The organism is Nocardia sp. NBC_01499, from assembly GCF_045040275.1.
Taxonomy (GTDB): domain Bacteria; phylum Actinomycetota; class Actinomycetes; order Mycobacteriales; family Mycobacteriaceae; genus Nocardia.
In genome coordinates, this window is record NZ_CP109426.1 from 2,324,446 (window position 1) to 2,346,511 (window position 22,066).

General features: G+C 65.5%; 19 protein-coding genes and 1 pseudogene. 9 read left to right on the plus strand and 11 right to left on the minus strand.

The window, feature by feature from the left end; genetic code table 11:
* Positions 1 to 80 precede the first annotated feature (80 nt).
* Together OG203_RS10510 and OG203_RS10515 are read left to right on the plus strand one after the other, a co-directional pair.
* Entirely contained in the window at positions 81 to 311 is a 231-nt protein-coding gene (locus OG203_RS10510; protein ID WP_405165489.1) for an MbtH family protein, read from the plus strand.
* Positions 308 to 2,107 (plus strand): non-ribosomal peptide synthetase, encoded by a 1,800-nt coding sequence (locus OG203_RS10515; protein WP_405165490.1) that lies wholly within the window; start codon positions 308 to 310, stop codon positions 2,105 to 2,107. The genes OG203_RS10510 and OG203_RS10515 overlap by 4 nt, the downstream gene beginning before the upstream one ends.
* 90 nt (positions 2,108 to 2,197) lie before the next feature.
* Here OG203_RS10515 and OG203_RS10520 read toward each other — a convergent pair whose 3' ends face one another.
* From OG203_RS10520 to OG203_RS10535, 4 genes are all read right to left on the minus strand, one after another.
* Complete coding sequence (locus OG203_RS10520; protein WP_405165491.1) at positions 2,198 to 2,329, minus strand: hypothetical protein; 132 nt, start codon at positions 2,327 to 2,329, stop codon at positions 2,198 to 2,200.
* 26 nt (positions 2,330 to 2,355) lie between these two features.
* On the minus strand, positions 2,356 to 4,191 hold the full coding sequence (locus OG203_RS10525) for a carbamoyltransferase (protein WP_405165492.1): 1,836 nt from the start codon (positions 4,189 to 4,191) through the stop codon (positions 2,356 to 2,358).
* Positions 4,191 to 6,257, minus strand: a complete 2,067-nt coding sequence (locus OG203_RS10530) for an iron-containing redox enzyme family protein (RefSeq protein ID WP_405165493.1) — start codon at positions 6,255 to 6,257, stop codon at positions 4,191 to 4,193. The genes OG203_RS10525 and OG203_RS10530 overlap by 1 nt, the downstream gene beginning before the upstream one ends.
* Before the next feature lie 190 nt (positions 6,258 to 6,447).
* Positions 6,448 to 7,437 (minus strand): hypothetical protein, encoded by a 990-nt coding sequence (locus OG203_RS10535; RefSeq protein WP_405165494.1) that lies wholly within the window; start codon positions 7,435 to 7,437, stop codon positions 6,448 to 6,450.
* A gap of 746 nt (positions 7,438 to 8,183) precedes the next feature.
* Between OG203_RS10535 and OG203_RS10540 the strand changes: the two genes are divergently transcribed.
* The 5 genes from OG203_RS10540 to OG203_RS10560 all read left to right on the plus strand — a co-directional run bounded on the left by OG203_RS10540 (position 8,184) and on the right by OG203_RS10560 (position 12,882).
* Positions 8,184 to 8,789, plus strand: coding sequence for an LmbU family transcriptional regulator (locus OG203_RS10540; RefSeq protein WP_405165495.1), 606 nt, complete (start codon positions 8,184 to 8,186; stop codon positions 8,787 to 8,789).
* 664 nt (positions 8,790 to 9,453) lie between these two features.
* Entirely contained in the window at positions 9,454 to 10,290 is an 837-nt protein-coding gene (locus OG203_RS10545; protein ID WP_405165496.1) for an ABC transporter ATP-binding protein, read from the plus strand.
* A complete protein-coding gene (locus OG203_RS10550; protein ID WP_405165497.1) occupies positions 10,287 to 11,099 on the plus strand; it encodes an ABC transporter permease in 813 nt (270 codons plus the stop codon). Before OG203_RS10545 ends, OG203_RS10550 begins: the two co-directional genes overlap by 4 nt.
* Positions 11,096 to 12,265 (plus strand): sensor histidine kinase, encoded by a 1,170-nt coding sequence (locus OG203_RS10555; RefSeq protein WP_405165498.1) that lies wholly within the window; start codon positions 11,096 to 11,098, stop codon positions 12,263 to 12,265. The genes OG203_RS10550 and OG203_RS10555 overlap by 4 nt, the downstream gene beginning before the upstream one ends.
* Positions 12,262 to 12,882 (plus strand): response regulator, encoded by a 621-nt coding sequence (locus tag OG203_RS10560; protein ID WP_405165499.1) that lies wholly within the window; start codon positions 12,262 to 12,264, stop codon positions 12,880 to 12,882. The genes OG203_RS10555 and OG203_RS10560 overlap by 4 nt, the downstream gene beginning before the upstream one ends.
* A gap of 412 nt (positions 12,883 to 13,294) precedes the next feature.
* Here OG203_RS10560 and OG203_RS10565 read toward each other — a convergent pair whose 3' ends face one another.
* Positions 13,295 to 13,939 (minus strand): helix-turn-helix domain-containing protein, encoded by a 645-nt coding sequence (locus tag OG203_RS10565; protein WP_405165500.1) that lies wholly within the window; start codon positions 13,937 to 13,939, stop codon positions 13,295 to 13,297.
* A 192-nt stretch (positions 13,940 to 14,131) separates the two neighbouring features.
* Between OG203_RS10565 and OG203_RS10570 the strand changes: the two are divergent.
* Positions 14,132 to 14,753: pseudogene (locus OG203_RS10570) on the plus strand (response regulator).
* 250 nt (positions 14,754 to 15,003) lie between these two features.
* On the opposite strand, the gene OG203_RS10575 reads toward OG203_RS10570, so the two are convergent.
* The 5 genes from OG203_RS10575 to OG203_RS10595 form a co-directional block, all read right to left on the minus strand.
* The gene (locus OG203_RS10575; protein WP_405165501.1) at positions 15,004 to 16,458 is read right to left on the minus strand and encodes a threonine/serine exporter ThrE family protein; all 1,455 of its coding nucleotides are present in this window, start codon (positions 16,456 to 16,458) and stop codon (positions 15,004 to 15,006) included.
* Between the two features lie 650 nt (positions 16,459 to 17,108).
* Positions 17,109 to 17,537 (minus strand): hypothetical protein, encoded by a 429-nt coding sequence (locus tag OG203_RS10580; protein WP_405165502.1) that lies wholly within the window; start codon positions 17,535 to 17,537, stop codon positions 17,109 to 17,111.
* On the minus strand, positions 17,527 to 17,793 hold the full coding sequence (locus OG203_RS10585) for a hypothetical protein (RefSeq protein ID WP_405165503.1): 267 nt from the start codon (positions 17,791 to 17,793) through the stop codon (positions 17,527 to 17,529). The genes OG203_RS10580 and OG203_RS10585 overlap by 11 nt, the downstream gene beginning before the upstream one ends.
* A gap of 196 nt (positions 17,794 to 17,989) precedes the next feature.
* Positions 17,990 to 18,265, minus strand: a complete 276-nt coding sequence (locus OG203_RS10590; protein ID WP_405165504.1) for a hypothetical protein — start codon at positions 18,263 to 18,265, stop codon at positions 17,990 to 17,992.
* A gap of 36 nt (positions 18,266 to 18,301) precedes the next feature.
* Positions 18,302 to 18,724, minus strand: coding sequence for an Hsp20/alpha crystallin family protein (locus OG203_RS10595; RefSeq protein ID WP_405167823.1), 423 nt, complete (start codon positions 18,722 to 18,724; stop codon positions 18,302 to 18,304).
* Positions 18,725 to 18,871: 147 nt separating this feature from the next.
* Here OG203_RS10595 and OG203_RS10600 point away from each other — a divergent pair, with 147 nt between their 5' ends.
* The gene (locus OG203_RS10600) at positions 18,872 to 19,231 is read left to right on the plus strand and encodes a MerR family transcriptional regulator (protein ID WP_405165505.1); all 360 of its coding nucleotides are present in this window, start codon (positions 18,872 to 18,874) and stop codon (positions 19,229 to 19,231) included.
* Positions 19,232 to 20,238: 1,007 nt separating this feature from the next.
* On the opposite strand, the gene OG203_RS10605 is transcribed toward OG203_RS10600, so the two are convergent.
* Complete coding sequence (locus tag OG203_RS10605) at positions 20,239 to 21,300, minus strand: serine hydrolase domain-containing protein (protein WP_405165506.1); 1,062 nt, start codon at positions 21,298 to 21,300, stop codon at positions 20,239 to 20,241.
* Positions 21,301 to 22,066 lie beyond the last annotated feature (766 nt).

The window sequence follows — 22,066 nt, forward strand, 5'->3', positions numbered from 1 at the left end:
GCGCGCGGCCCAGATCGCTACGCTTCTCCAACGGAGAGAGCCCCGACAATATCTATGGAAATTTCGTGGAGGCAAACGCAATGAGTTCCGAAGAGACCGCCGACACCTTTTCCGCTCAGGCCTATCGTGTCGTCGTCAATCATGAGGAGCAGTACTCGATCTGGCCGAGCGACCGGGAGAACCCACTCGGCTGGAACGATGCCGGGATGGCCGGGAGCAAAGAAGAATGCCTACGCCATATCGACGAGGTCTGGACCGATATCACGCCGCTCAGCGTGCGCAAGAGGCTGGCCGAGGCGAATAAGAAATGACCGACCGGCGCCACGATCGCGGGGTCGTGCTGTCCCGCCAGCGAGACAGCACGACCCCGGCCTGGTTCCGCGCGACTGCGGTTCGCTTCGCCGACCACGTCGCGGTTCGAGACGACACGCGCGCACTGACCTACTCCGCACTCGCGCATCGGGTGGAGGTTACGGCGAATGCCTTGCGCGACAAAGGGATCGAGCAGGGCGACCTGGTCGCCCTCTGCGCTGCCCGCTCCGCCGACCTGGTCATCGCCGTGCTCGCGGTCATGGCAGCGGGGGCAGCCCCTGCTCCGGTGGACGCAAGCCAGGCCAGGTCACGGGCAAAGGAGACCATCGCGGAACTCCGGCCGAAGCTGACGCTGGCCGACCACGACGGCCGTGCCGTAGTGCCGGACGCGACTCCACTCGACGATCTGCTGAACGCGGCACCCGAGCCGACGGAACCGAGCACGCCGAGCGCCAATGACCTGGCCTATGTACTGCACACATCCGGCTCCACCGGCAAGCCAAGACCGGTTTTCGTCCCGCACGGCGCGCTGGCAAACCGCATCGCCTGGGCGCAGGCAACCTACCCGCTCGGCCCCGGCGACGCCGTCCTGCACGCCGGTTCGATGATCTACGACTTCTCCTTCTGGGATGTCCTCGCACCGCTGTGCTGCGGAGCCACCGTGGTCATCGCACCGGAGGGGGTCGAGGCCGAGCCGACGGCTCTGGCCGAACTCATCGTCGCACAGCAGGTGACCGCCGCCCATTTCATCCCGACCCTGCTCACCGAATTCCTTGGCGGCACAGACGGTTCCGCGCTGCGTCACCTGCGCCTGATGTTCTGCGGCGGCGAAGCCCTGTCCGCCGACCTCGCGCGGCGGCTGCGGGCGGCGACCTCGGGCCGGATCTTCAATCAATACGGCCCAACCGAAGCCTGCATCGATGTGCTCGCCTGGGAGTTACCTGACCGGGATCTCGCGGCGGAGTCCGTGCCGGTGGGTCGGCCTATCTCGGGAGTCACCGCCCATCTGCTCGGCGCCGACGCCAAGCCGGTGCCGGTCGGCCAACCGGGCGTGCTCTACGTCGGCGGAGAATGCCTGGCCTGGGGTTACCGCGATATGGGGGCGGCAACCGCCGCCGTGTTCGTCCCCGATCCGACCGGCCGGGAACCCGGCGCGCGCCTGTACTGCACCGGCGATTTGATGCGGGCGCGACCCGATGGAGCGTTCGAATTCATCGGCCGGGCCGATAACCAGCTCAAGATCCGCGGGGTGCGGGTGGAGCCCGGCGAGGTGGAAGCGGCCGTGCAGGCACACCCTCAGGTGCGTCAGGCCGCCGTGGTTCCGGTGCGCGACCGCCGAGGCGAGCCGAGCCTCGCCGCGCACCTCGTCGGCACGGACGGCCCGGTGGACCAAGGCGGGCTGCGGAGGTTCCTCGCTGAGCGGCTGCCCTCCGTCGCGCTTCCCAGCTACTACCGGCATCACCGGAGCCTGCCGAAACTGGCCAGCGGCAAGGTCGATCGCTCGGCGCTCGCCGGCCTGGCCGTCGAGCCGGCGCAGTCGACCGAGGGCGAGAACGACCAGCCGGAGACGCCGACTCAGGCGCGGCTGGCCATCATCTGGGCGGAAGTGCTCGGGGTAGCGGACATCGGCCGTTCCTCCGATTTCTTCGAGCTCGGCGGGCAATCCCTGCTGGCGATGCGCCTCATTGCGCGGGTGCGAAAGCAGTTCAAGGTTCGGATACCGGCGCGGGTCATCTTCGACGCCCCGACACCGGAAACCTTCGGCGCGCTCCTCGATATGGCGGTCTCCCAGTGAGCGAGCAATAGAAGCGGCCGTCCCCGGATTTCCCAGATCATCGATATCGTCCGCCCGGACAAGGCGGCGACCGCTACCCCGCCATGGAGATCAGACCGTATGCCAGTAGGTGCGAGCCTGTCGGTCCCAGCGGCGGCGCAGCGGGTCGCGAACCAGACGTAGCAACAATCCGAGCGGCACGACAAGAACAAAGTAGGCCAGCGCCAGCAGCAGTGTGCGCATGATGACTCCATGGGTCGGATTTGTGCTCAGTCCATCGGGATGGTGTCCCGCCAGCTACCGGCTTCCCGCCATTCCGGCTGGTTCGCCTTGTCCAGCAGGAACCCTCCGATCGCCAGCAGATCGATATCGGTGCGCATGAAGCAGGTATAGGCGTCCTGCGGGGAAAGCACGATCGGCTCGCCGCGAACGTTGAAAGACGTGTTGACCAGCACCGGGCAGCCGGTGGCCCGCTCGAATGCGGACAACAACCGGTGATAGGCGGGATTGCTCTGCGCGGCGACCGTCTGCACGCGTGCCGAGTAGTCGACATGGGTGACGGCCGGGATGCTCGACCGACACACCCGCAACAGATCCAGCCCCGTGAGCCGGTCCTGCCCATCGACCTGCCGCCACTGATCGGCGGCCACGTCGGCGACCACCAGCATGTACGGGCTGTCGCCACGCAGGTCGAAGTATTCCCGCGCCCGCTCGGCCAGCACCGACGGCGCGAACGGGCGGAACGACTCCCGGAACTTGATTTTGAGGTTCATCGTGGACTGCATCGCCGGATTACGCGGATCGCCGAGAATCGACCGCGCGCCCAGCGCCCGTGGCCCGAATTCCATTCTCCCCTGGAACCATCCGACAATCTTGCCCTCGGCAAGCCCGGCCGCCACCTGCTCGACCAGATCGTCCTGGCGCAGTCGGCGGTAGACCGCCCCGACACTGTCGAGATAGGACTCGATCTCCGCATCGCGAAAACCCGGCCCGAGCAAGGAGCCGGTCATCGCATCCCTGCCCTGCGCCACATGGGTCCGCCCCGCGCCGCGCTCCACGGCCACCGCGAGCGCGGCCCCGACCGCGCCGCCGGCGTCACCGGCCGCAGGCTGAATCCACATCTCGTCCACCATGCGCTCGCCGATTACCTTGCCGTTCGCCACGCAATTCAGCGCGACACCACCGGCGAGGCAGAGCCTGCGCTCCCCGGTGAGCCGCAGCGCGGTGCCGACCAGTCGGCGCATGACCTCCTCGGTGACCTGCTGCACCGACGCGGCCAGATCGAATTCCAGTTCGGTGAGCGGGCCTTCCGGCTCCCGCCGCGGCCGGCCGAACAGGCGCTCGAATCCGCGACCGGTCATGACCTGCCCGCGCAGGAATTCGAAGTGCTTCATATTCAATCGGAAGGACCCGTCCGGCTTCAGGTCGATGAGTTGCTCACGAATCAGCCGCGCGTACTTCGGTTTTCCGTATGGCGCGAGCCCCATCAGCTTGTACTCGCCCGAGTCGACCTTGAAGCCGCAGAAATAGGTGAAGGCCGAGTACAGCAGGCCGAGCGAGTGCGGGTACCTCAGCTCGCACAATTGCCGGAGTGTGGTGCCCTGCCCGTGCCAGATCGTCGTCGTTGCCCATTCCCCCACACCGTCGACACAGAGCACGGCCGCGGTGGAAAACGGGCTCGGGTAGAACGCGGATGCGGCATGGGATTCGTGGTGCCGACGCGAAACGACGGGCGGCACCGCGCCAAGCTCGAGCCCCATCAGCTCGTTCCGCACGGTCCGTTCCATCCGCGCCTTCCACGACAGCCACTGCGGCAGGGTGTCGCGGAAGGAGACGAAGCCGGTCGGGGCCGCACCGAGATAGTTCGCCAGCACCCGCCGGAATTTCACCGATGAATCCTCGTAGAACGCGACTCTCGACACATCGACGAGCGACAGCCCCGCCTCCAGCAAGCAGTACCGCACCGCGTCGGCGGGGAAGGCCGGGTCATGCCGGATGCGGCTGAACCGCTCCTGTTGTGCGGCGGCAACCAGCCGACCGTCCTGGACCAAGGCCGCCGCGCTGTCGTGATAGAACGCCGACACGCCCAGAATCACCTCGGACATCAGCGCGTCGCTTCCGACGCGCTCGCGCCGCGACGCATCGCCCGGCGGCCGGTGAGCTTTGCCCGCCATCCCTGTGGTGGGTTCAGCGACCGGTAGCCGACGCGGATCCGGTCCCATTCGCGCTGTCCGGCACGGGAATCCGGTGACCCAGGGCCCGAGAACAGGTAGGTGTCGATCGCGTCCGCGGCCCAGGCGGCATGTCCGGTCGCCACATTGTCGATGGTGTTGTGGACGTCGACGAACCTCGTACTGAAACCGTGGGCCGCGAGCGAGATATGCGCCCTGCGATAACTGCCGCCGACCCCGGACAGCTCCATAGCGAGGTTGAGGCCAAGCAACTCCGGCAGGAAGGTCCGGGGAAACCGGCCGATGCACAACCAGTACACCGGCAACGCGAAGGATTGTTCCCGGAACCCCGGCCATCTGGCGAACTCGCGGGACGCCGTCGGTGGCAACCGCACCCCCATCTCCACCAGCAGCTCGCGATAGATCAACGGATGGTTCAGCCTGGCCTCGCCGTTGCCGAGCTCGTCCCAGTAGGTGTCGAAAAGCGGAAACCCGAATTCCGAGCTGGCCTGCTCATAGTCGGTGAAGCCCTGCAACCAGGTCCCGTCGATCAGCGTCAGCGGGGCCAACTGCACCGTCGAGTCGATCAACTCCTGGCGAGTCGACACGGCATCCTCCGCCGTCTCCTCGAATTCCTTGGCGTGGCGGTCGTGCTGCTGCGCCAGCCAGGGGCGCAGCCCGGCGACGGGCCGGACGGCAGGCAACGGCATATCGCCCCGATCCATTCCGTAGCGCGCACGGCCCAGCCAACCTCGTGCGTAGGCCACGGCATAACGATGCAACGCCGAGGTGTGCGCCCTCGCTTGCAGCAGGTGGTACGCCTCGCGCAGGTCGGCAGGGGTGCTGCCGTCCTCGACAGTCGAGTCCACAGTGGCTTGATCGAACAGTGACGAGCTCGGTGGCAGCTGCTGCGCCGACGTCGATGGCTGTTCGGTCGGCAGCGCATCGATCCACCGCCTGATCACGGCAAGATCCGCGGCGTCGAAGATCCGGAACATCGGGCCGCCCTCGCCGATCAGCCAGGTGATCAGCGGACTCGCAGATGAGTGTCCCGGCCTCACCAAACGGCTTCCGGCCAAGGCGTTCAGCAACGGCAACGGGTCGGATCTGCATTCGGTCAGCCAGTCGGCCAACGTCTTTCCGGCGATCCGGTACTTCCGGTGGTAGATCGCGCCTTCGCTGCCCCGCAACCGCAGCAGTTCGGCCATTTCGAAGGCCGGGTTCCTGGCTGCCGCCAATTCCGCGTACAGCGCCTCATGCCAGTCCCGCAATGCTGCCAGCGCCCAGCGGAATCCGGCGGCCAGTCGCACCGCGGCGGCGGGCCGGTCGGCCAGGAAATCGGCTACTGCCGCGCGGCACAGCTCCACCGCGGCCGGCTCTCCCGCCGCCCGGGCCGCACCGAAATCGAGCGAATCCCAGTCCGCGACCGCTGGCATGACCTTGGCGACCATAGCGAGCGCGGGCAGCAGTCCCACTGTCCGCAGACAGAGATCCGCGCCGAGGATTTCCGGGCGGAACTCATCGCAGTGGCGGCTCATCGCGAGCAGCAGCGCAGGCAGCGAGAACGCCTGGTCGGCAACCCGCTGTTCGAGCGCGATCGTGCTGGTCGGCGCCGCGCGCGCGGCCAATCGCAGCCGATCGAGCATGGCAAGGAACGCACTGCCTCGCGAGGCGCGCGGACGTCCGACGCCGACGTCGGTGGCATACACCGCCAACACGCGCAAAACCACCGGATCGTCGGCGTTGCCCGGGGCGCTGAACCATTGCAGCCAAGCCCCGGACACCAAACCCAACGGTGCGCACCCCAGAACCGCTCTACGCACCAGGACGTCGGCCTCCTCGTCGGAATCGGCCCGCATCAGCGCCGCGAAGCGGTCGGCCTGAGCCGCCGACCACGCCACCGCCTGCCGCTGGCATTGCTCCAGTCGGTTCGGCCCATCCCCGGCAAGCCGTTGGATTTCGGCACGAATCTCGGCCGTCAACATGTTCCCCGGGGGCATACACTCCGGATCCAAGAAGTGCTGATAGGCAGATCGAGCGTTATCGTGGGGCACCGCGACTCCCCCGTCAGAACATCGGGTAAATGGAGTTGTCACGCGGACGCTCCGACTTACGTCGAAATACCTTCGCGAAGATTTTCCGCAACCACACCACGGAGAATCACAACCTTTCTCATCCGATAGGGTCGAATCAGCGGAGGCCGAGCCGATCGGCCAACAACCCGGCGACGATGTCGTATCCGTTATCGGTGAAATGCGCACGGTCAACGAACAACCATTCATCGGGTTTCACGGACTCGCCGAGTACAGTGTTCATGTCGTAGAACGGGACAGCCAGCTTCGCACAGCCGACTCGAAGCGCATCCGCATACGATCGGCCAACCTCCATCGGTGTGATATCGCCGAAAGTCGCGCCGAAATCGAATTTAGCGTCCAGCTCATCGAACAGCAGCCGCTCCTGAGGCGCCGGGCGCTCGCGCACCCAGGGAGCCAGCGGCTGCAAGACGAACGACAATCGAGCCCCGAGTCCCGCGGCAAGCACCCGCCAGGCGTCGAGGTGCCGAACCGTCAACTCGGTGGCGGTGGCGATCTGGTCGGCGCTCGACGGAACACCATCGTCGCCAAGCTCGACGAGTTCTCGGCGGGGGTGCTTCCGCAATTCCTCGATTTTCGCAAAGTACTCGTTGCACAGATAGAACGCCCCGTGGTCGCCCCGCTTCGACTCGGGCAGCCTGGCCAACCCGAGGTTGTTGAAGCCCGAGAAGATGACGATCTCCTCGACCTGAGGTATCAGATGGCGGTGCAACAGGAACAGGAGTAGTTCCTGCATAGAATTGTGGCTTCGCCCACCGAAATTCAACCATGGCAGAGAAGGCGCGTGCCGCGACCACAGTCGCGAGGGAAGGGTCGCTTCGTCGCAGGTCGCGCCGACTCCGAAAACCACCGAGCTGCCGACCAACAATCGCACCGGCCCGTTCGGCACGCCCTCGCCGGGCGCAGCGCGCACATCGATTCCGTGTGCGAAACGAAAACCGAAACGGTCCGTATTCGCGATATCCGATCGGTGATCCGCCGGATGAAAGTACAGCAGATAGGGAAGCCATCGGACATCCCCGTTCTCGTACAACCGCTCGGTGTATTCGATCATTTGGGGCGTCAACACGGCACGCTGAGACGACACGGAAGGCACCTCTCGAAATTTCATACCGAAATATAATTTACCGAAATATCATTCACGGCAACGCTAGCAACTTGCTACTTACGGGGTCAAGCAAATGCAAATCTGCATTCCGCGGCGGTGTCCCGCCAGCGGGACGTCTCCGTATAGTGTTGCCAGCGGGGACAATCGCGAACTGGACAGCGGTGGCAAACCACCGCGTACACGCACACGCTTCGCCCTGCCACCGCAACCATCGGTCCCCGGCGTTGTTCTACCCCGTCCTGTCAGCAGGACACCAGCTAGATCCGTATGCGCTTTCGACGATAACGCCGCGAAAGACGAGACTGTCGCTTTTCGAGCACTGTCGGGAGGGACCGAAGCAATCCAGACAAAGTTCACAATCACGTCTCCGGAGGCTGCCCGAATGGCCGATTAGTTATGTGAACTGCCGACACCGAACGCACTTCAATGACGTTGACACATAATTACTTCGTTTTTAGACTGATCTTGACTATCGACTGTCGCCATGCATGGGGGGTCCAACTAAGCCGTACGGTCTTGGTATGAATTAATACAGCAAAGAGCTGCGAAGATTCTGTTGTCGAAACGACCGTTCCTCGATAATGATTTCGTTCTGGAACTCGACATTCATTGCAACTCGCGGAGGCTCGAATATCTGCAGGGGGGGGTCTACAGCGGCCGACTGCATGCTCCCCGCCGGATGAACTGGTCTGGTCATCGCAATGAGAAGTGCGAAGGAGAGCATCATGATGGGTAAGCAGATGGCTAGTCCTGTTAAGGGCCATTCCAGTGTTATGCGAAAGAAACCGGTGCTTGTCACTCGAGTGGGACTCCGCATACAAGGCCCACTCCCCTATCAGGAGTGGACGCAGGCCGGTCGGCGACTTACCGACGCTCACAACTCGTCCGCATGGTGCCTTGGCGACTGGCTTGTATATGGCCAGAACAGATACGAAAGTCGATACCGGACAGCGATCAACGAAGCCGGACTCGACTATCAGACTCTGCGTAACTACGCCTGGGTTGCCAGGAAGTTTCCGATCGACCGTCGGCGAGAAAACCTCAGTTTCCAGCATCACGCAGAGGTCGCCGCGTTGACCACCGAAATGCAAGACTTTTGGCTTGAACGCGCGGAACGGTTCAGCTGGTCGAGAAACCAGTTACGCGGCTACATACGCAGTGGAGAAATCAAAGAACAAACACCCTCACTGGCAGGAGTATTAGGCAGAATCGCGGTGACCACAGAACAGCTAGCACGATGGACGAGTGCCGCCGAGCGCGAGATCCAACCTTTACAGGATTGGGTTCTGACGCATCTGGACGGAGCAGCCTCGGAAACCCTCAACGAATGAAGCCACGAAAACCACCAGCACACCAGCCCAGGTAGACCCAAAGCGGACGGAGTGCCGCCAACCTCGCCCACCGATACCTACAACGCGAAAATCCCCCCGACCAGGTGCCAGCACTCCAACGCCGCCGTAACTTACGACGCAACACCAATATCCAAGCCGACCAATAGCTGTGCATGTGCCGGTTCATGCCCAGCGCAGCTCGTAGAGCGTCCACCCTGCTTCCCGACACTGCGAACTAGATCATCCCCGCGTGCGCGGGGAGCACACTTCTTGACCTCGCTATCTCATCACGATCCGTGACTTTTCGTTCGATCTGCGTCGTGCACCGCCGATATCAACGATATGAAATCGAAGCCGTGGAACTGGCGGCAAGATCCGCACGATGCACTGAAGTCCTTCCACGAGCGCTGCAAACTGCTGGCCGTGGATGCGATCACCAGCACTTAACCCACATAGGGGCACCGACCACGACACCTACACCCGCGCAACGAAAACTCGAATCGGTGACAGACGTGGCGCCTCGCCATACCTCCCTGCAGCGCGCCACACAAGACAAACTTAGTCCGTAATTTTGTCAGGGTCAGGTCTGTCCATCGATCGGTGGACAGCCGGGTTCAACTTTCCGGATGTCCCGGGAGGTCCAGTGCGGCAACAGACTTGAGTTATGACAGCAGTGCGGGTGCGCGGCTTGCGCAAGGAGTATCCGGGGCAGCTCGCCGTGGCCGGGCTCGATTTCGATATCGGGCAGGGTGAGGTGTTCGCGTTGCTCGGTCCGAACGGTGCGGGCAAGACGACGACCGTGGAGATCTTGGAGGGGCACCGGGATCGGACGGCGGGTGAGGTCAGTGTCCTCGGTGAGGATCCTGGCCGGGCGGGCCGGGCTTGGCGGGCGCGGCTGGGCATCGTCTTGCAGACCGCGACCGACGTGGCCGAGTTGTCGGTGGCGGAGACGGTCCGGCATTTCGCGAAGTACTACCCCGATCCGCGTGATCCGGAAGAGGTGATCGACAAGGTCGGGCTGAGCGAGAAGGCGGGGGCGCGGGTGAAGTCGCTGTCGGGTGGGCAGCGGCGGCGGGTCGATGTTGCGCTGGGCATCATCGGCCGTCCCGAGCTGGTGTTCCTCGATGAGCCGACGACCGGGTTCGATCCCGAGGCTCGCCGCCGGTTGTGGACGCTGATCGGCGGGCTCGCGCGGGAGGGCACCGCGATCCTGCTCACCACGCACTACTTGGACGAAGCCGAGGCGCTGGCCGACCGGGTCGCGGTGATCGCCCGCGGGCGGGTCGTCGCCGAGGGCACCCCGCGTGAGCTCGGTGGCCGTGCCGGTGCGGAGGCGACTGTGCGCTGGGTGGATGAACGCGGTGAGCACGTCGAGCGCACGGCGTATCCGACGAAGCTCGTCGCCGAGCTCTCCGCTGGGGGTGGGGAGCTCGGCGAGCTGACCGTGACCAGGCCCAGCCTGGAGGACATCTACCTCGAGCTGATCGCAGAGACGCCATGACCACGCTCGCTCTGCCCGGCACGTTCTCGCTGGGCCTGACCCGCGGCGGCGCGGAGCTGCGGCAGTTCTTCCGCAACAGGGAACAGGTGGTCTTCACCTTCTCCATGCCCGCGATACTGATGATCCTGCTCGGGTCCATTCTGGACGGTCCGACCGCGCAGGTGTCGGTCAGCTCGGGGCAGCTGCTGGCCGCGGGCATGATCGGCGCGGGCATCGTCTCGACGTCGTTCAACAGCATGGGCATCGGCCTGGCCGTCGACCGGGAGAGTGGCGCGCTCAAACGGCTTCGCGGGACACCGATGCCCGCGGGGTCGTATTTCGTCGGGAAGATGGTGCTGGTGGCGGTGTCCAGCGCGGTCCAGTCGGCGTTGATGATCGCGGTGGCCGTGCTCATGTTCGAGCTGCACCTGCCGTCTGAGCCGGCGCAGTGGCTGACGTTGGCCTGGGTGTTTGTGCTGGGCACCGTGTCGTGCACGCTGCTCGGCATCGTGATCGGCTCGGTGCCCCGGTCGACGAACGGGGTCGTCGCGGTGGTCAACCTGGTCTATCTGGTGTTGCAGTTCATGTCGGGGGTGTTCGTCACCCCTATCACGCACCTGCCGAAGGTTATGGTCGACGTTGCGTCGGTATTTCCGCTGAAGTGGGTGTGTCAGGGCTTCCGCTCGGTGTTCCTGCCCCCGGAGGCAGCGGCTCAGGAAATGGCGGGGACATGGGAACTTTCGAGGGTGGCGCTGGTGCTCGGCGCCTGGTGCGTGGTGGGACTGCTGCTGGCGAGGCTGACGTTCCGCTGGACGAACGAGGGCCGGTGAACCCGTCATCGCGCAGCGCGTGGCAGCGCTTCCGCTGGGTCTGGGACGTGGTATTCGGGGTGGCCTACGTCGGGACAGTGGCCTACGTCCTCACCGACGAGCCGACGACGGCGATAGCGGCCAGACTGGTCAGCGTCGCGGCGCTGACCGGGATCGCGATCGTCTACTTGTCCCAGGGCCGCCGAGCCCTCACCCGCGAGGACAACGACACACAGCGCTGGCTGTTCGCCGGGGTTCTGTCGCTGCTCATCGTCGTCGCGATGTTCGCCGACCCCAAAGCGAGCTTCGGTCTGTTCATCGTCTGCCCGCTGGTGTACATGACGCTGGACTTCGCACCGGCCGCCGCGCTCACGTCATTGACGATCATGCTGAGCCTGGTCGCTTCGATCGTCCGCGACGGGGCCGAGGCCCTGGCCATCGTGGTGCCGATGATCGTGATCGTCTTCAGCATGCTCACCGGGCGCTACATCACCGGGATCATCGAGGAGAGCCATGCCCGCGCCGGGCTGATCGAGCGGCTGGAAGCCAGCCAGGCCGAGGTCGCCCGGCTCTCCCTGGAGGCGGGCACGGCCATCGAGCGCGAGCGATTGGCCCGCGAGATCCACGACACGCTGGCGCAGGGATTCACCAGCATCGTCACCCTCACCCAGGCGATCGAGTCCGAAATGGACACCGACCCCGCCGCAGCGAGACGGCATCTCGGCCTCGCCGCGCGCACCGCGCGAGAAAACCTCGGCGAGGCACGGACAATGGTGGCCGCACTCGCGCCTACCGGGCTGGCGGCGGGATCGCTGGAGGAGGCGCTGCGACGCCTCGCCGACCGGCTCGCCGAGGAGAGCACCCTCACGGTGACCTACGAAGTGCACAGTCCGTTGCCGACACTGCCGATGGCGACCGAGGTGGTCCTGCTGCGTGCCGCGCAGGAGGCACTGGCCAACATCGGCAAGCACGCGTCGGCGTCGGCGGTGCTCGTCCGAGTCTCCGCCGTGGACGACTCGGTACGTCTGCTGGTGCACGACGACGGCGCGGGTTTCGACCCCGGCGCACCGACCGGGGGGTTCGGACTGTCCGGGATGAGGTCGCGGGCGGGGCAGATCGGCGGACAGCTCAGCATCCGCAGTGGATATTCCGAGGGGACCGACGTGGAACTGCAGGTGCCCGCGTGATCACGATCATGCTGGTCGACGACCATCCCGTGGTGCGGGAGGGACTGCGCGGGATGCTGGAGTCAGAACCAGACTTCAGTGTGGTCGGCGAGGCGGGGTCCGGCGACGAAGCCGTCGCGCTCGACCGAGTCAAGCAGCCAGACGTAATCCTGATGGACCTGCGGATGCCCGGCCTCGACGGCGTCAGCGCGACCAGGAAGATCCTGCGGCAGACACCGCGGCGGCGGGTCGTCGTGCTGACCACCTACGAGACCGACGCCGACATCCTGCGCGCGGTCGAGGCCGGCGCGTCGGGGTACCTGCTCAAGGACGTGTCGCGGACCGAGCTGGTCGGGGCGATCCGGGCGGCAGCCCGCGGGGAGACCGTGCTGGCGCCGTCGGTGGCCGGGAAGCTGGTGAACCGGGTTCGGAACCCGCAGCCGCCGCCGTTGTCGGCCCGCGAGACGCAGGTGTTGCGGCTCGTCGCAAAGGGCGGGACGAACGCGGACATCGGGCGCGCGCTACACATCAGCGAGGCCACGGTGAAGACCCACCTGCTGCGCGTGTTCGCAAAGCTCAGCGTGTCCGACCGGACCGCCGCCGTCACCACCGCCATGGAGCGCGGCCTCCTCGGGTGACCAGCCAAAACCGCCACTTATCGGCGGTCGGGCGGAACCTGCTGGCGGCGGCGAGGTCGTTGAGCCAGCCGAGTCCGCACATTTTGGCCAGCACTGAGCGGAGCAGGAGCGAGGCGGCTTCGATTCTGCTTCGGCGAGGGGGCTGCCGCGAGAGTCTGGCCAGGTCAGTGGCCCAGGAGCCTGCCGGGCGGGCTGATCCGGTCTACCAGTGGCCCGGTGAACGTCTTGACCACCATGCGGGGAGCTGGCGGTCCTGACGAGCACGAACCAGTGCAATGCGGTGGTCAAGATCCGAGGACCGTTCAGCGGCACGGGCTATGGCCGCCAGTAGTCGGCTCAGCCGTCGGGAGCACCGTCCGCTGGGTACGTCGTCGACGCTCGAGACATCTTCGGTCACAACGCATCTCCGTCCCTAGCGTTCGCCAAGGACTGAAATGGCGCCGACAGCGGGCACATCCAGCTCAGGCAGCAGATGCGTAATGAGCTCGACCCGCTCGGCCCCCGCAGGGGCATTCGCCGCCTCCTCCGGTGCGTCTTTGCGGTAGCGGGCGATCACCGCCCGCAACTCTTGGCCCAAGGCTTCGGTTTCCTCGGGGGTGAGCCGCAGGGCCCAGTCGCTCATAGTGAAGGTGTCGCGCCACGCGCGCGGCATCGTCTGAAGCTCGTTGAGCGTCCGCTGGACGTGCAGCGTGTGGGCGGTCGCGATGGACTGCAAGTAGGCGAGTGTGGCCTCGGGCTCTCGCCCGGTCAACTCAGCGCTGTCGAACTGCGTTGCCTGATGCACCGCACGCCACCAGCGTTCTCGCGCGTTGCCGCGTTCGGTGTCCTCCTCGACGAAACCGGCCGCGCCGAGCTGGCGCAGGTGGTAGCTGGTCGTGCCGGAACCCACTCCCAGCCGTTCGGATAGGCGGGTAGCGGTCGACGGGCCGTACTTGCGCAGCAGCCCGACCAACTGCACGCGCACCGGATGCGCTAATACGCGTAGCCCCTTGGCATCCAGAACAACAACGCCCGCTTCGACTTTCGGGCTGTCCGGCGCCGCGCCTGCATCAGTCATACCGCACACTCTAGACCGCCAACAGTTCTTCGCGAAGGCTTCTTCGCGAAGAAGTCTTCGCAGTTTCATACGGGGCGTCGGTACCGGGTTGACGGGACTGGCCTGGCGCGTCGCCTCAATCGACGGGCGTTTCGAGGTGACCAGCACGCCCGGCGGTCCAACCCGGCTCGCCGCGGAGTTGCCAGGCGGGCAGTGATCGCCGAAGACTCAGTGCCGCTGCGAGTCGGCGTGGTAGCGGTGCTGCGGCTCGCCGGATTCGATGTCGTGGCCGAGGCGGCCGACGCGCAAGCGCTCCTCGACGTGGTCGAACAGCATCGGCCTGACCTGGCCGTCGTCGATGTCCGGATGCCCGCCAGACTTCCGGGACGAAGGCGTCCGTGCCGTCCTCACCATCCGGCGCGACCGGCCAGGCACGGCCGATGCTGCTATCGCAGTACATCGAAGAGCGTTATGCCGCAGAGCTTCTCGTGACACAGACCAGCGGGATAGGCTATCTACTCAAACAACGCGTCGCCGATATCGAAGAGTGCGGCGAGGTGCTACGCCGCGTCGCCACCGGCGGCACAGCCCTCGATCCCGAAGTGGTGACGCAGCTGCTGGTGCGCCACGATCGTGACCCGCTCGACCGGCCCACCCCTCGCGAACCCGAGGTGCTTGAACTAATGGCCAGCGGTCGCTCCAACTCCGGCATCGCGGCCCGGCTGGTTGCGAGCGAGCCGCCACCAACCACATCCTCACCAAACTGGACCTGCCGCAAGCCGATTCCGACCACCGCCGGGTACTCGCGGTACTGCGCTACCTCGGCGCGGGGTGAAGCCAGGACGTGCCGGAAACCATGACCTACCGCAGGTTCTCGGGATAGGCGACAACGGCACCCCGCTATCGACGAACCTGTCGAACGATGCGCCGGAGTAGCTCCGGCGCATCGTCTCCCGGGTGTCGCGGCCTCGGCCGGGGCTGTGGGTTCTAGGGCAGCGAGGCAGGGCCGCCCTTCGAGAGCAGGGCTGAACCAGTAATACCGGGAAGGTGAACCTCGCCAGCCGAGTTGGATCGGCCGTCGAGAATCACTCCCGACCGAGCGGTCCGGCACTGTGCTGACCGTTTGCCGTGTTGCTCGGCCGGGGCTTACTCTCCGGAGTAGTCGGTCGCGGTTCGGTATCCAGGCTCGCCGAGCGGATCCGGGTTCGGGTGCTTACCATCCGACGTGCCCCGCCCGTGGCCACGATATTGCCTAGGACCAGGCCCGCGCCTATTGCCAGCGTGGTGAGCACGGAAAAGGCGAACGCGACTCCCGATCCTGGCGAGTGCCCGATGAACTGTAGTAATGAGTGGGCCACGGTCAGCGATGGCAGTAGAGCGCCGCAGAATGCGGGAACAACTATCGATGCCGGGGAGATGCGTAGGCGGGCGGCCGTCCATGTACTGAGTGCGCCTAGTATCGCCGCGCCGAGCATCAACGACAATTGCAGGCCGATATGCGCACGGGCACATAACTGCACAATCAGCTGGGTAAATACCGCTAACGCCATAGAGATAGGCACCACACGCGCGGTCGCTCCTTGCGCGAAGGCATTGGCCGCGGCCGCGATCGCCGAAGCGAACAACGCCCAGAACGGTGTCAAACCCATCAGGTGGATCGCCGACGGATCGACTTCGAGATCGACCCACCGAGCCGACATCAGACCCGCCTGAATGCCGGTGACCATCCCGAGCACCACCAGGCCGATGCCGAGGCCGCGCACCAGAGCCAAGCTCCGAAATCCGGATATTGCGTCCTGCGCCGTCGCGACGATCGACGGATGCGGTAGGAGCAGCACCACACACGCAGCGACCATACTGGCCGCCTCGCCCGGATCGATCGGGCTGTACGCGATCGCCACGCTGCCGACCGTCGTCGCCAGCGCCATTTGCGCAACGGCGACGAAAAACGTTGGAAGATAACGTCTCCCAAGTACCTTACCGAGATACATCAGGACGAACATCAGCACGAACGCACCGGCCGCCGACCGGTAGGTCCCGCCTGCCTGTAGCGCGACGACAACGCCCAGAACTCCCATGGCGCCCGCGACAACACGATAAGGCCAGCGCGGATCCGACCGTATCTCCTCGACCAGTCGCCGGCTTGCCTGAGTCATATCGGTCTGATGGCCGACGATATCGTCGACCACGCCGTACACATTGTTGAGCCGGTGCAGATCGGCGCCCGTGTCACGAACAGCCCGCAATCCGGCGATGGTCGGCTCGTCGGGCACGGCGTACACCATGTGGATCGACGAGCCAGGAAAGTCGAGTTCGACGGCCGCCAGATTCCAGGTTGCCGAGACGGCGACAATTGCTACCTCGACGCTGCGCGCATCGGCTCCCGACGACAACATCACCTCGCCTAGATCCAGACAGAAGTCGATGACCTGGCGGGGCGAATACTCTTCCCCCGCCGCGGTCGGCGACGGCGTTACGCCCGAGTAGATGCTCCCGCGCAGCAGCAGTGCGATATCGCGCCGCTGCTCGGCCGTCGTCACCCGTCGTCGACGCTGCCGAACGGGACGCCGAGCACCGTTAGCCGTATGGGTGACCGACGTGCGAGGTCGACGCTTCGGCGCAGGCGCGCGTGACCGGCCACGATCGCCAAGCTCGGGCCGACCGGTCTCGGGCCGGTCGGCTGGTTCAGAGGCGCGTCCGATGCGGATTCGTCGCATACCGATCTACGCAGCCTGTGCGTATGCCGCGCGCCATAGCGTCAACGCCACCGTCGACACACCGCAGCCGGTTATCTGCCCATTGTCGACGGCGCGAAGGCAGAGCGGGTACATCTCGATTGTGCTTGGCATGATCTCCAATCGAGTGCTGGAAGGAACGGCGAAGCCAGCGGCGGCGCTGGGGTGCGCGCTGCTGCAAGATTGCCCAATGGCGGTCCGGAAATCTCGGAGTGTGACGACACTAACTGCCCACAACCCCGGATCTGGTTCACCGCCCGCTCCTGTCCTGAGCCAAGGAATCACCACCTCAGCGAGCCGGACGTTCCCGCTGCGCTTAGTCTCGATTTCTCACCTATTCCATGACTCGGCCCGTTCATACATCCAAGAATGCCGAAGCGCCGACCTGACTTTTCCAGTCGCGATTCAGGGGCGTAACCGTCGCAGTTGGTCAACTCAAGGTGGACACAGCACCCTCACGCGGGCGGAACAACCGTGGTCAACAAGCCGGTTTCCAGATCGTAGGCATATCCCCCGATGGCGAAATGCTCACTACTGGGACGTAATTCAGGTGCCGCCCGCAGGAGCGCGACGTCCGCGCGCACGGTCACGACGGGGTCGAGGACCGCCATGTCTGCCGCGGTCTGCTCGTCGTGGCCGCCGCGGGCGGCGAAGGTGTGGCGGAGATCGTCGTCGGCGAATAGTGCTGAGCCACAGTCGGTGTGGTGGATGACCGCGACCTCGAACCAGTCGGCCTCGGGGGTCTTGGCCTCGTGTAGGTGGCAGATCCAGGCGAGCACGCCCGCCTGTCGGTGCAGGTCTGGGGCGAGGCCGCCGTCGATCCCGAACTTGCCGCGCGGGCCGTCCTCGTCCACCTCCGGCTGGAGGAGCAGCTCACGCGGCAATGTAGCCCAGCGAGTCGGCGAGCCGCGTCAGGTCGATGGCGATGGTGACCATGCGTCCGCCGGGCTCGAGCGTCCGCCGCACGGTACGCAGGTCGGTGCCCACCGTGTCGAGGACCACATCGAACAGTCCCAGTCCGGCACGGGACACGGTCCGGTGGTGGGCGCCGAGTGCCAGGAACTCTTCGACCCCGCGTTCGGCCTCGATATACCAGTTACCGGGTCCGGGCCCACGGCCGTGATGGAAGGTTGTGAACATTCCTGCGGTCCGTGCGGTGGCGCTGACACCCGCTGCCCGCTGCACTCACATAGGTGGCGTTGCGCGGAGTTCCGGTCAGTGCCGGGATCTCGAACGCGCCGCGGCGCGGGGATCGTGGCGGGTGTCGCCGCCACCGCACGGTGTGCTTCCCACGGTGTCGGGATACGGGCATCACCTCCATTCCCGCTGGGCTGGTTCACTGTCGGGGAAATTTCGGGCGTGGCGGAGGCCCGCGCTGGGTAGCGCGCCCAGGCGCGGGACGGCACCCCCGCCACCGTCGGTAGTACTGCCACGACACCAGGTTCGGCGCAGACTCAGGAACCGGCGCGCACCGCGCACAGAGCCGCGGCGCGAGAGCTTCGCACAGGATCTGCTCCACCTCGGCGAACAACGGCTCGAGGTCAGGATCGAGCACGAGCAGCCGCGCGTCGAGGATCACTGTCGATCTGATGCGGGCGGGTTCCGCGGTCATGACGCTGCCTCCTCCGAAGGAAGCGCCGGGCGCGGTTCAGGCGTTGATGGCCTGAGACTTGCCGTTGGCGCGTTCGATCTCGATCTTGCGGGGCTTGGCCTTCTCCGCGACCGGAATCGCCAGGCGCAGCACACCATCGGTGTAATCGGCGCGAATGTGGTCGGTATCGAGGCCCTCACCGAGGAACAACTGGCGGCTGAACATACCGCGCGGGCGTTCCGCGGCGATCATCGATCGGTTCGAATCCAGCCCTGGGCGTTGGGCTTTCACGGTCACCACATTGCGTTCGATATCCAGGTCCAGCGATGCCGGGTCGATCCCGGGCAAGTCGAGCTCGACCAGGAACTGCTCACCGTCGCGCCAGGCGTCCATCGGCATCACCGCGGGCCGCGCCGCTGTGCCGAACACCTGCTGCGTGAGACGGTCCAGATCACGGAACGGATCGGTACGCATCAACATGGTCGCCACCTCCAACACACTCCATCCTTCATCGTAGAAACCAGATAACCTATGCCATCTGGCATAGATTTGTTTTAGCACTCTCGATAGGAGAGTGCAAGTATCTACAATAGAAAATCTGACTGCGATGCGGAGGCGAGGAGACCTATGCCCGAGGAACAACGACCACCCCGATCACCGCTGCCCGATCCGGGCCGCGCGGTATACGGAATCTCGGTCACCGCGGACCTGGCGGGCATCGGCGTGCAGACACTGCGACTCTATGAACACCACGGCCTGATCACCCCCGCGCGCAGCGACGGCGGCACCCGCCGCTACAGCAGCAACGACCTCGCACGCCTGCACCGCATCACCACCCTCGCCGCGACCGGAGTCAACCTCGCCGGCATCGCCCGCATCCTCGACCTCGAAGACCTCAACGCCGAGCTGCGCGCCGCCAACGACCACCGCCACACCCAGACCAGCAACCCCTCCGACACTGTCTCGGATCCCCGACCGATCCCCTGATTGCCGGGCTGGTCACGACCGAACTCCGCCCGAACCGGGAAGTGGTGCGAACGGGTGCACGGTATTCGGCTGAGAGCAAACGTCCTGCGCCGCAGTCGATCTCATCGCGCAGAACGCCCGCCAAGCGGCTAGTTGCCGCACATTTGTAGGCGGCCGGTCCGCGGTCTACGACCGGACTGTCGCCAGCTACTCGTTGGGCATGGCGTGTCAGCCGATGAAAGGTCCACCCGAACCCGCAGGTATCACCTCTTCGGTGACCGGACAGATGAAACACCCTCGGTCCATGCCGGGCCAGAGGGGCGTCTCCTATCCGCTATCCGAATTTCGTGCGTCTTCATCCGTACAGTTCGTTGCGAAGAATCGCGAGCCCAGATGTCGAGCAGGGGGCACGTCCTGGCAAGCTGTCGCGAAGGGATTGAGCCACCGACGTAACAGCCACTCGCCGCCAAGCCTCGCGTGCCTCGCAACATCGAGCGGCGACTCACTTCCACGATCGTCGAAGAGCTGATCCAGGCATACGGCGACGGAGCCTCCACCGCCCAACTCGCCACCCGGTACGGGATATCCAAGACTGCGGTGCTCACGCTGTTGACCAACCACGAGGTCCCGCGGCGCCACCAGTCGATGACCACCACCGACATCGACCACACCGAACGGCTCTACCTCGCCGGTCACTCCCTCGCCACCTGCAGCAGACTCACCGGCTTCCCCGCCAGCACCATCCGCGACGCCCTCCGCCCCCGATACTGTTCGGCCCGTACGCCAAGAAGGTCGTCGCAACGCGCGTATCCCGCCGCGGCAAGCCGCTCGCGCGTCGCACCGTCGACAGCTACAACTACCTCCTGCGCTAGCACATCAACCCCACCTTCGGATCGACTCCCCTCGTGCCCTCATGGGCGATTTCAGTCAAGGCAGCGTCGAGCGCGGCTGCCACCTACTGGCGGAGCCGCTTCTACCCCGTGTAGGTGTTCTGGGGCGAATGGCAGTGAACTGCCGGATGATAGAGGCTAGGCGATCGCACAGGCGAGGGCGGTTGCGACGGTCGAGAACTGGCCGTTAGTCTCCACAGTGTTGATGCTGAGGGATGCCGCGGTTCCCTTGGGGGTGGCGATGGCCAGGGTGCTGAAGCCGGGGATGCCGCCGGCGTGGCCCCAGACTTCCCGCACGTCCTTGCCGTCCGCGCCGCACGGCATCCGGAATCGGATCAGGCCGAGGCCGTATTCCATCTCGGTGGAGGTTGACATCGGCATGGTCTGTTCCATCTGCGCGAGTTGTGCTGCGGGGAGGAGTTTTCCGGAGAGCAGGGCGGCGACGAACCGGCTCAGATCGGCCCCCGTGGAGACGATCGCGCCGGCCGCGCCCGCCCACGCCACCTCGGTGTCGGTGACATCGAGCCACGTGCCGTCGACGCTGCGGTAGCCGTGCGCGTGGGGATCCCGCAGTGCGGTATCGCCCGCCGAGGGGATGTAGGTCTCGCGCAGGGCGAGGGGATCGAGAATGCGGCTACCGATCTCGGCGGCGAGCGGACGGCCGGTGACGTGTTCGATCAGCAGGTTCAGCAGCGCGTAATTGGTGTTGGTGTACTGGAATTTTGCGCCGGGCTCGAACTGCGGCGGGATGCTCATGGCGATGGCGACCACGTCGGCCGGGGTCAGATCGCGATATGCCTTGCCGTCGCTGGTCTGATCGAGTTGCTGGGGCAGTTTGTGCGAGGGGTCCTCGGGAGCGAAGTCCGCCAGGCCGCTGGTGTGCTGTAGCAGCTGGTGCACGGTGATCCGGGCGCCGTCGTTCCCGTTGCCCGCCACCACATTCGGTAGATAGCGTGCGATCGGGGCCTCGAGGTCTATCACGCCCTCGGCGGCGAGTTGCAGCACGACTGTGGCGACGAAGGTCTTGGTGACGCTGCCGATGCGGAAGTGGGCGTTGTCGGCGTAGGGCGCACCGGTAGCGAGGTCACCCACGCCCGCGGTGGCGGTGCGCTGTCCGTCGGGTCCGTACAGGACGGCCTGCGCCCCGGGCATTCCGGAGCGGACGAGCGCGGCCAGCGCGTCGGACACCGGAGCGGGCATCGGAGCTGCCGGGCTCGAAGTCGTCGCGCTCCTACCACAACCGGCCGTCACCAGCACGGCCGCGGCCACGAGACCGTACCATCCACGCCGCAAAATGCTCACGCCCACGTAATTCCCTCTCTCGACGACACCACAACGACTCCTCGGCTACGACTCTAGGAATGCGGGACACCCACGCCTATCCGGTATCACCCTGAATTCGTCCTACCTCTACGGTCGTACCCGCTCGTTCAGGCGAGCCAGGCATGAGCCGCTGGATGCGGAGTTCGAGATCGTGATCGCCGAGGGGCGTGACGGCGAGATGCTCGCGCGACGCCGAGCCGAGGTGTTGCGGGCGATCACGAAATGGCAGGCATCGCGACAGGAGTAGTCCACTTGGGAATCCCCGGGGGCGGTAGCCACCTCCGCCAGGAGGTCTCAACGCCAATGACCTCCTGGCTCTTAACGCTGCTCAGGATGAAATCGGCTTCGATGACCAGCCGACCAGCAAGAAGATGCTGGTCGGTCCTGTTCCCATGTATATGGTGCCCCGCCCCTGGCGCGAACCTGCGACCCGCCGGGGCGTCATCGACCGTGCACACCGATGGTGCGTTGCAGACCTACCAACGCCGCCGGATCGACAGCTCGCCGAGAAATCGCGTTTCGTCTTGTTGAAACCATGGCCGATATCCGGAGGCCAAGGGTGCAGCGTACCAACCGTGTCTGCCCGTGCCCACGATCCCGAACCTGACCCACCCAGAACAACGAAATGAACTTTCTTCTCCTG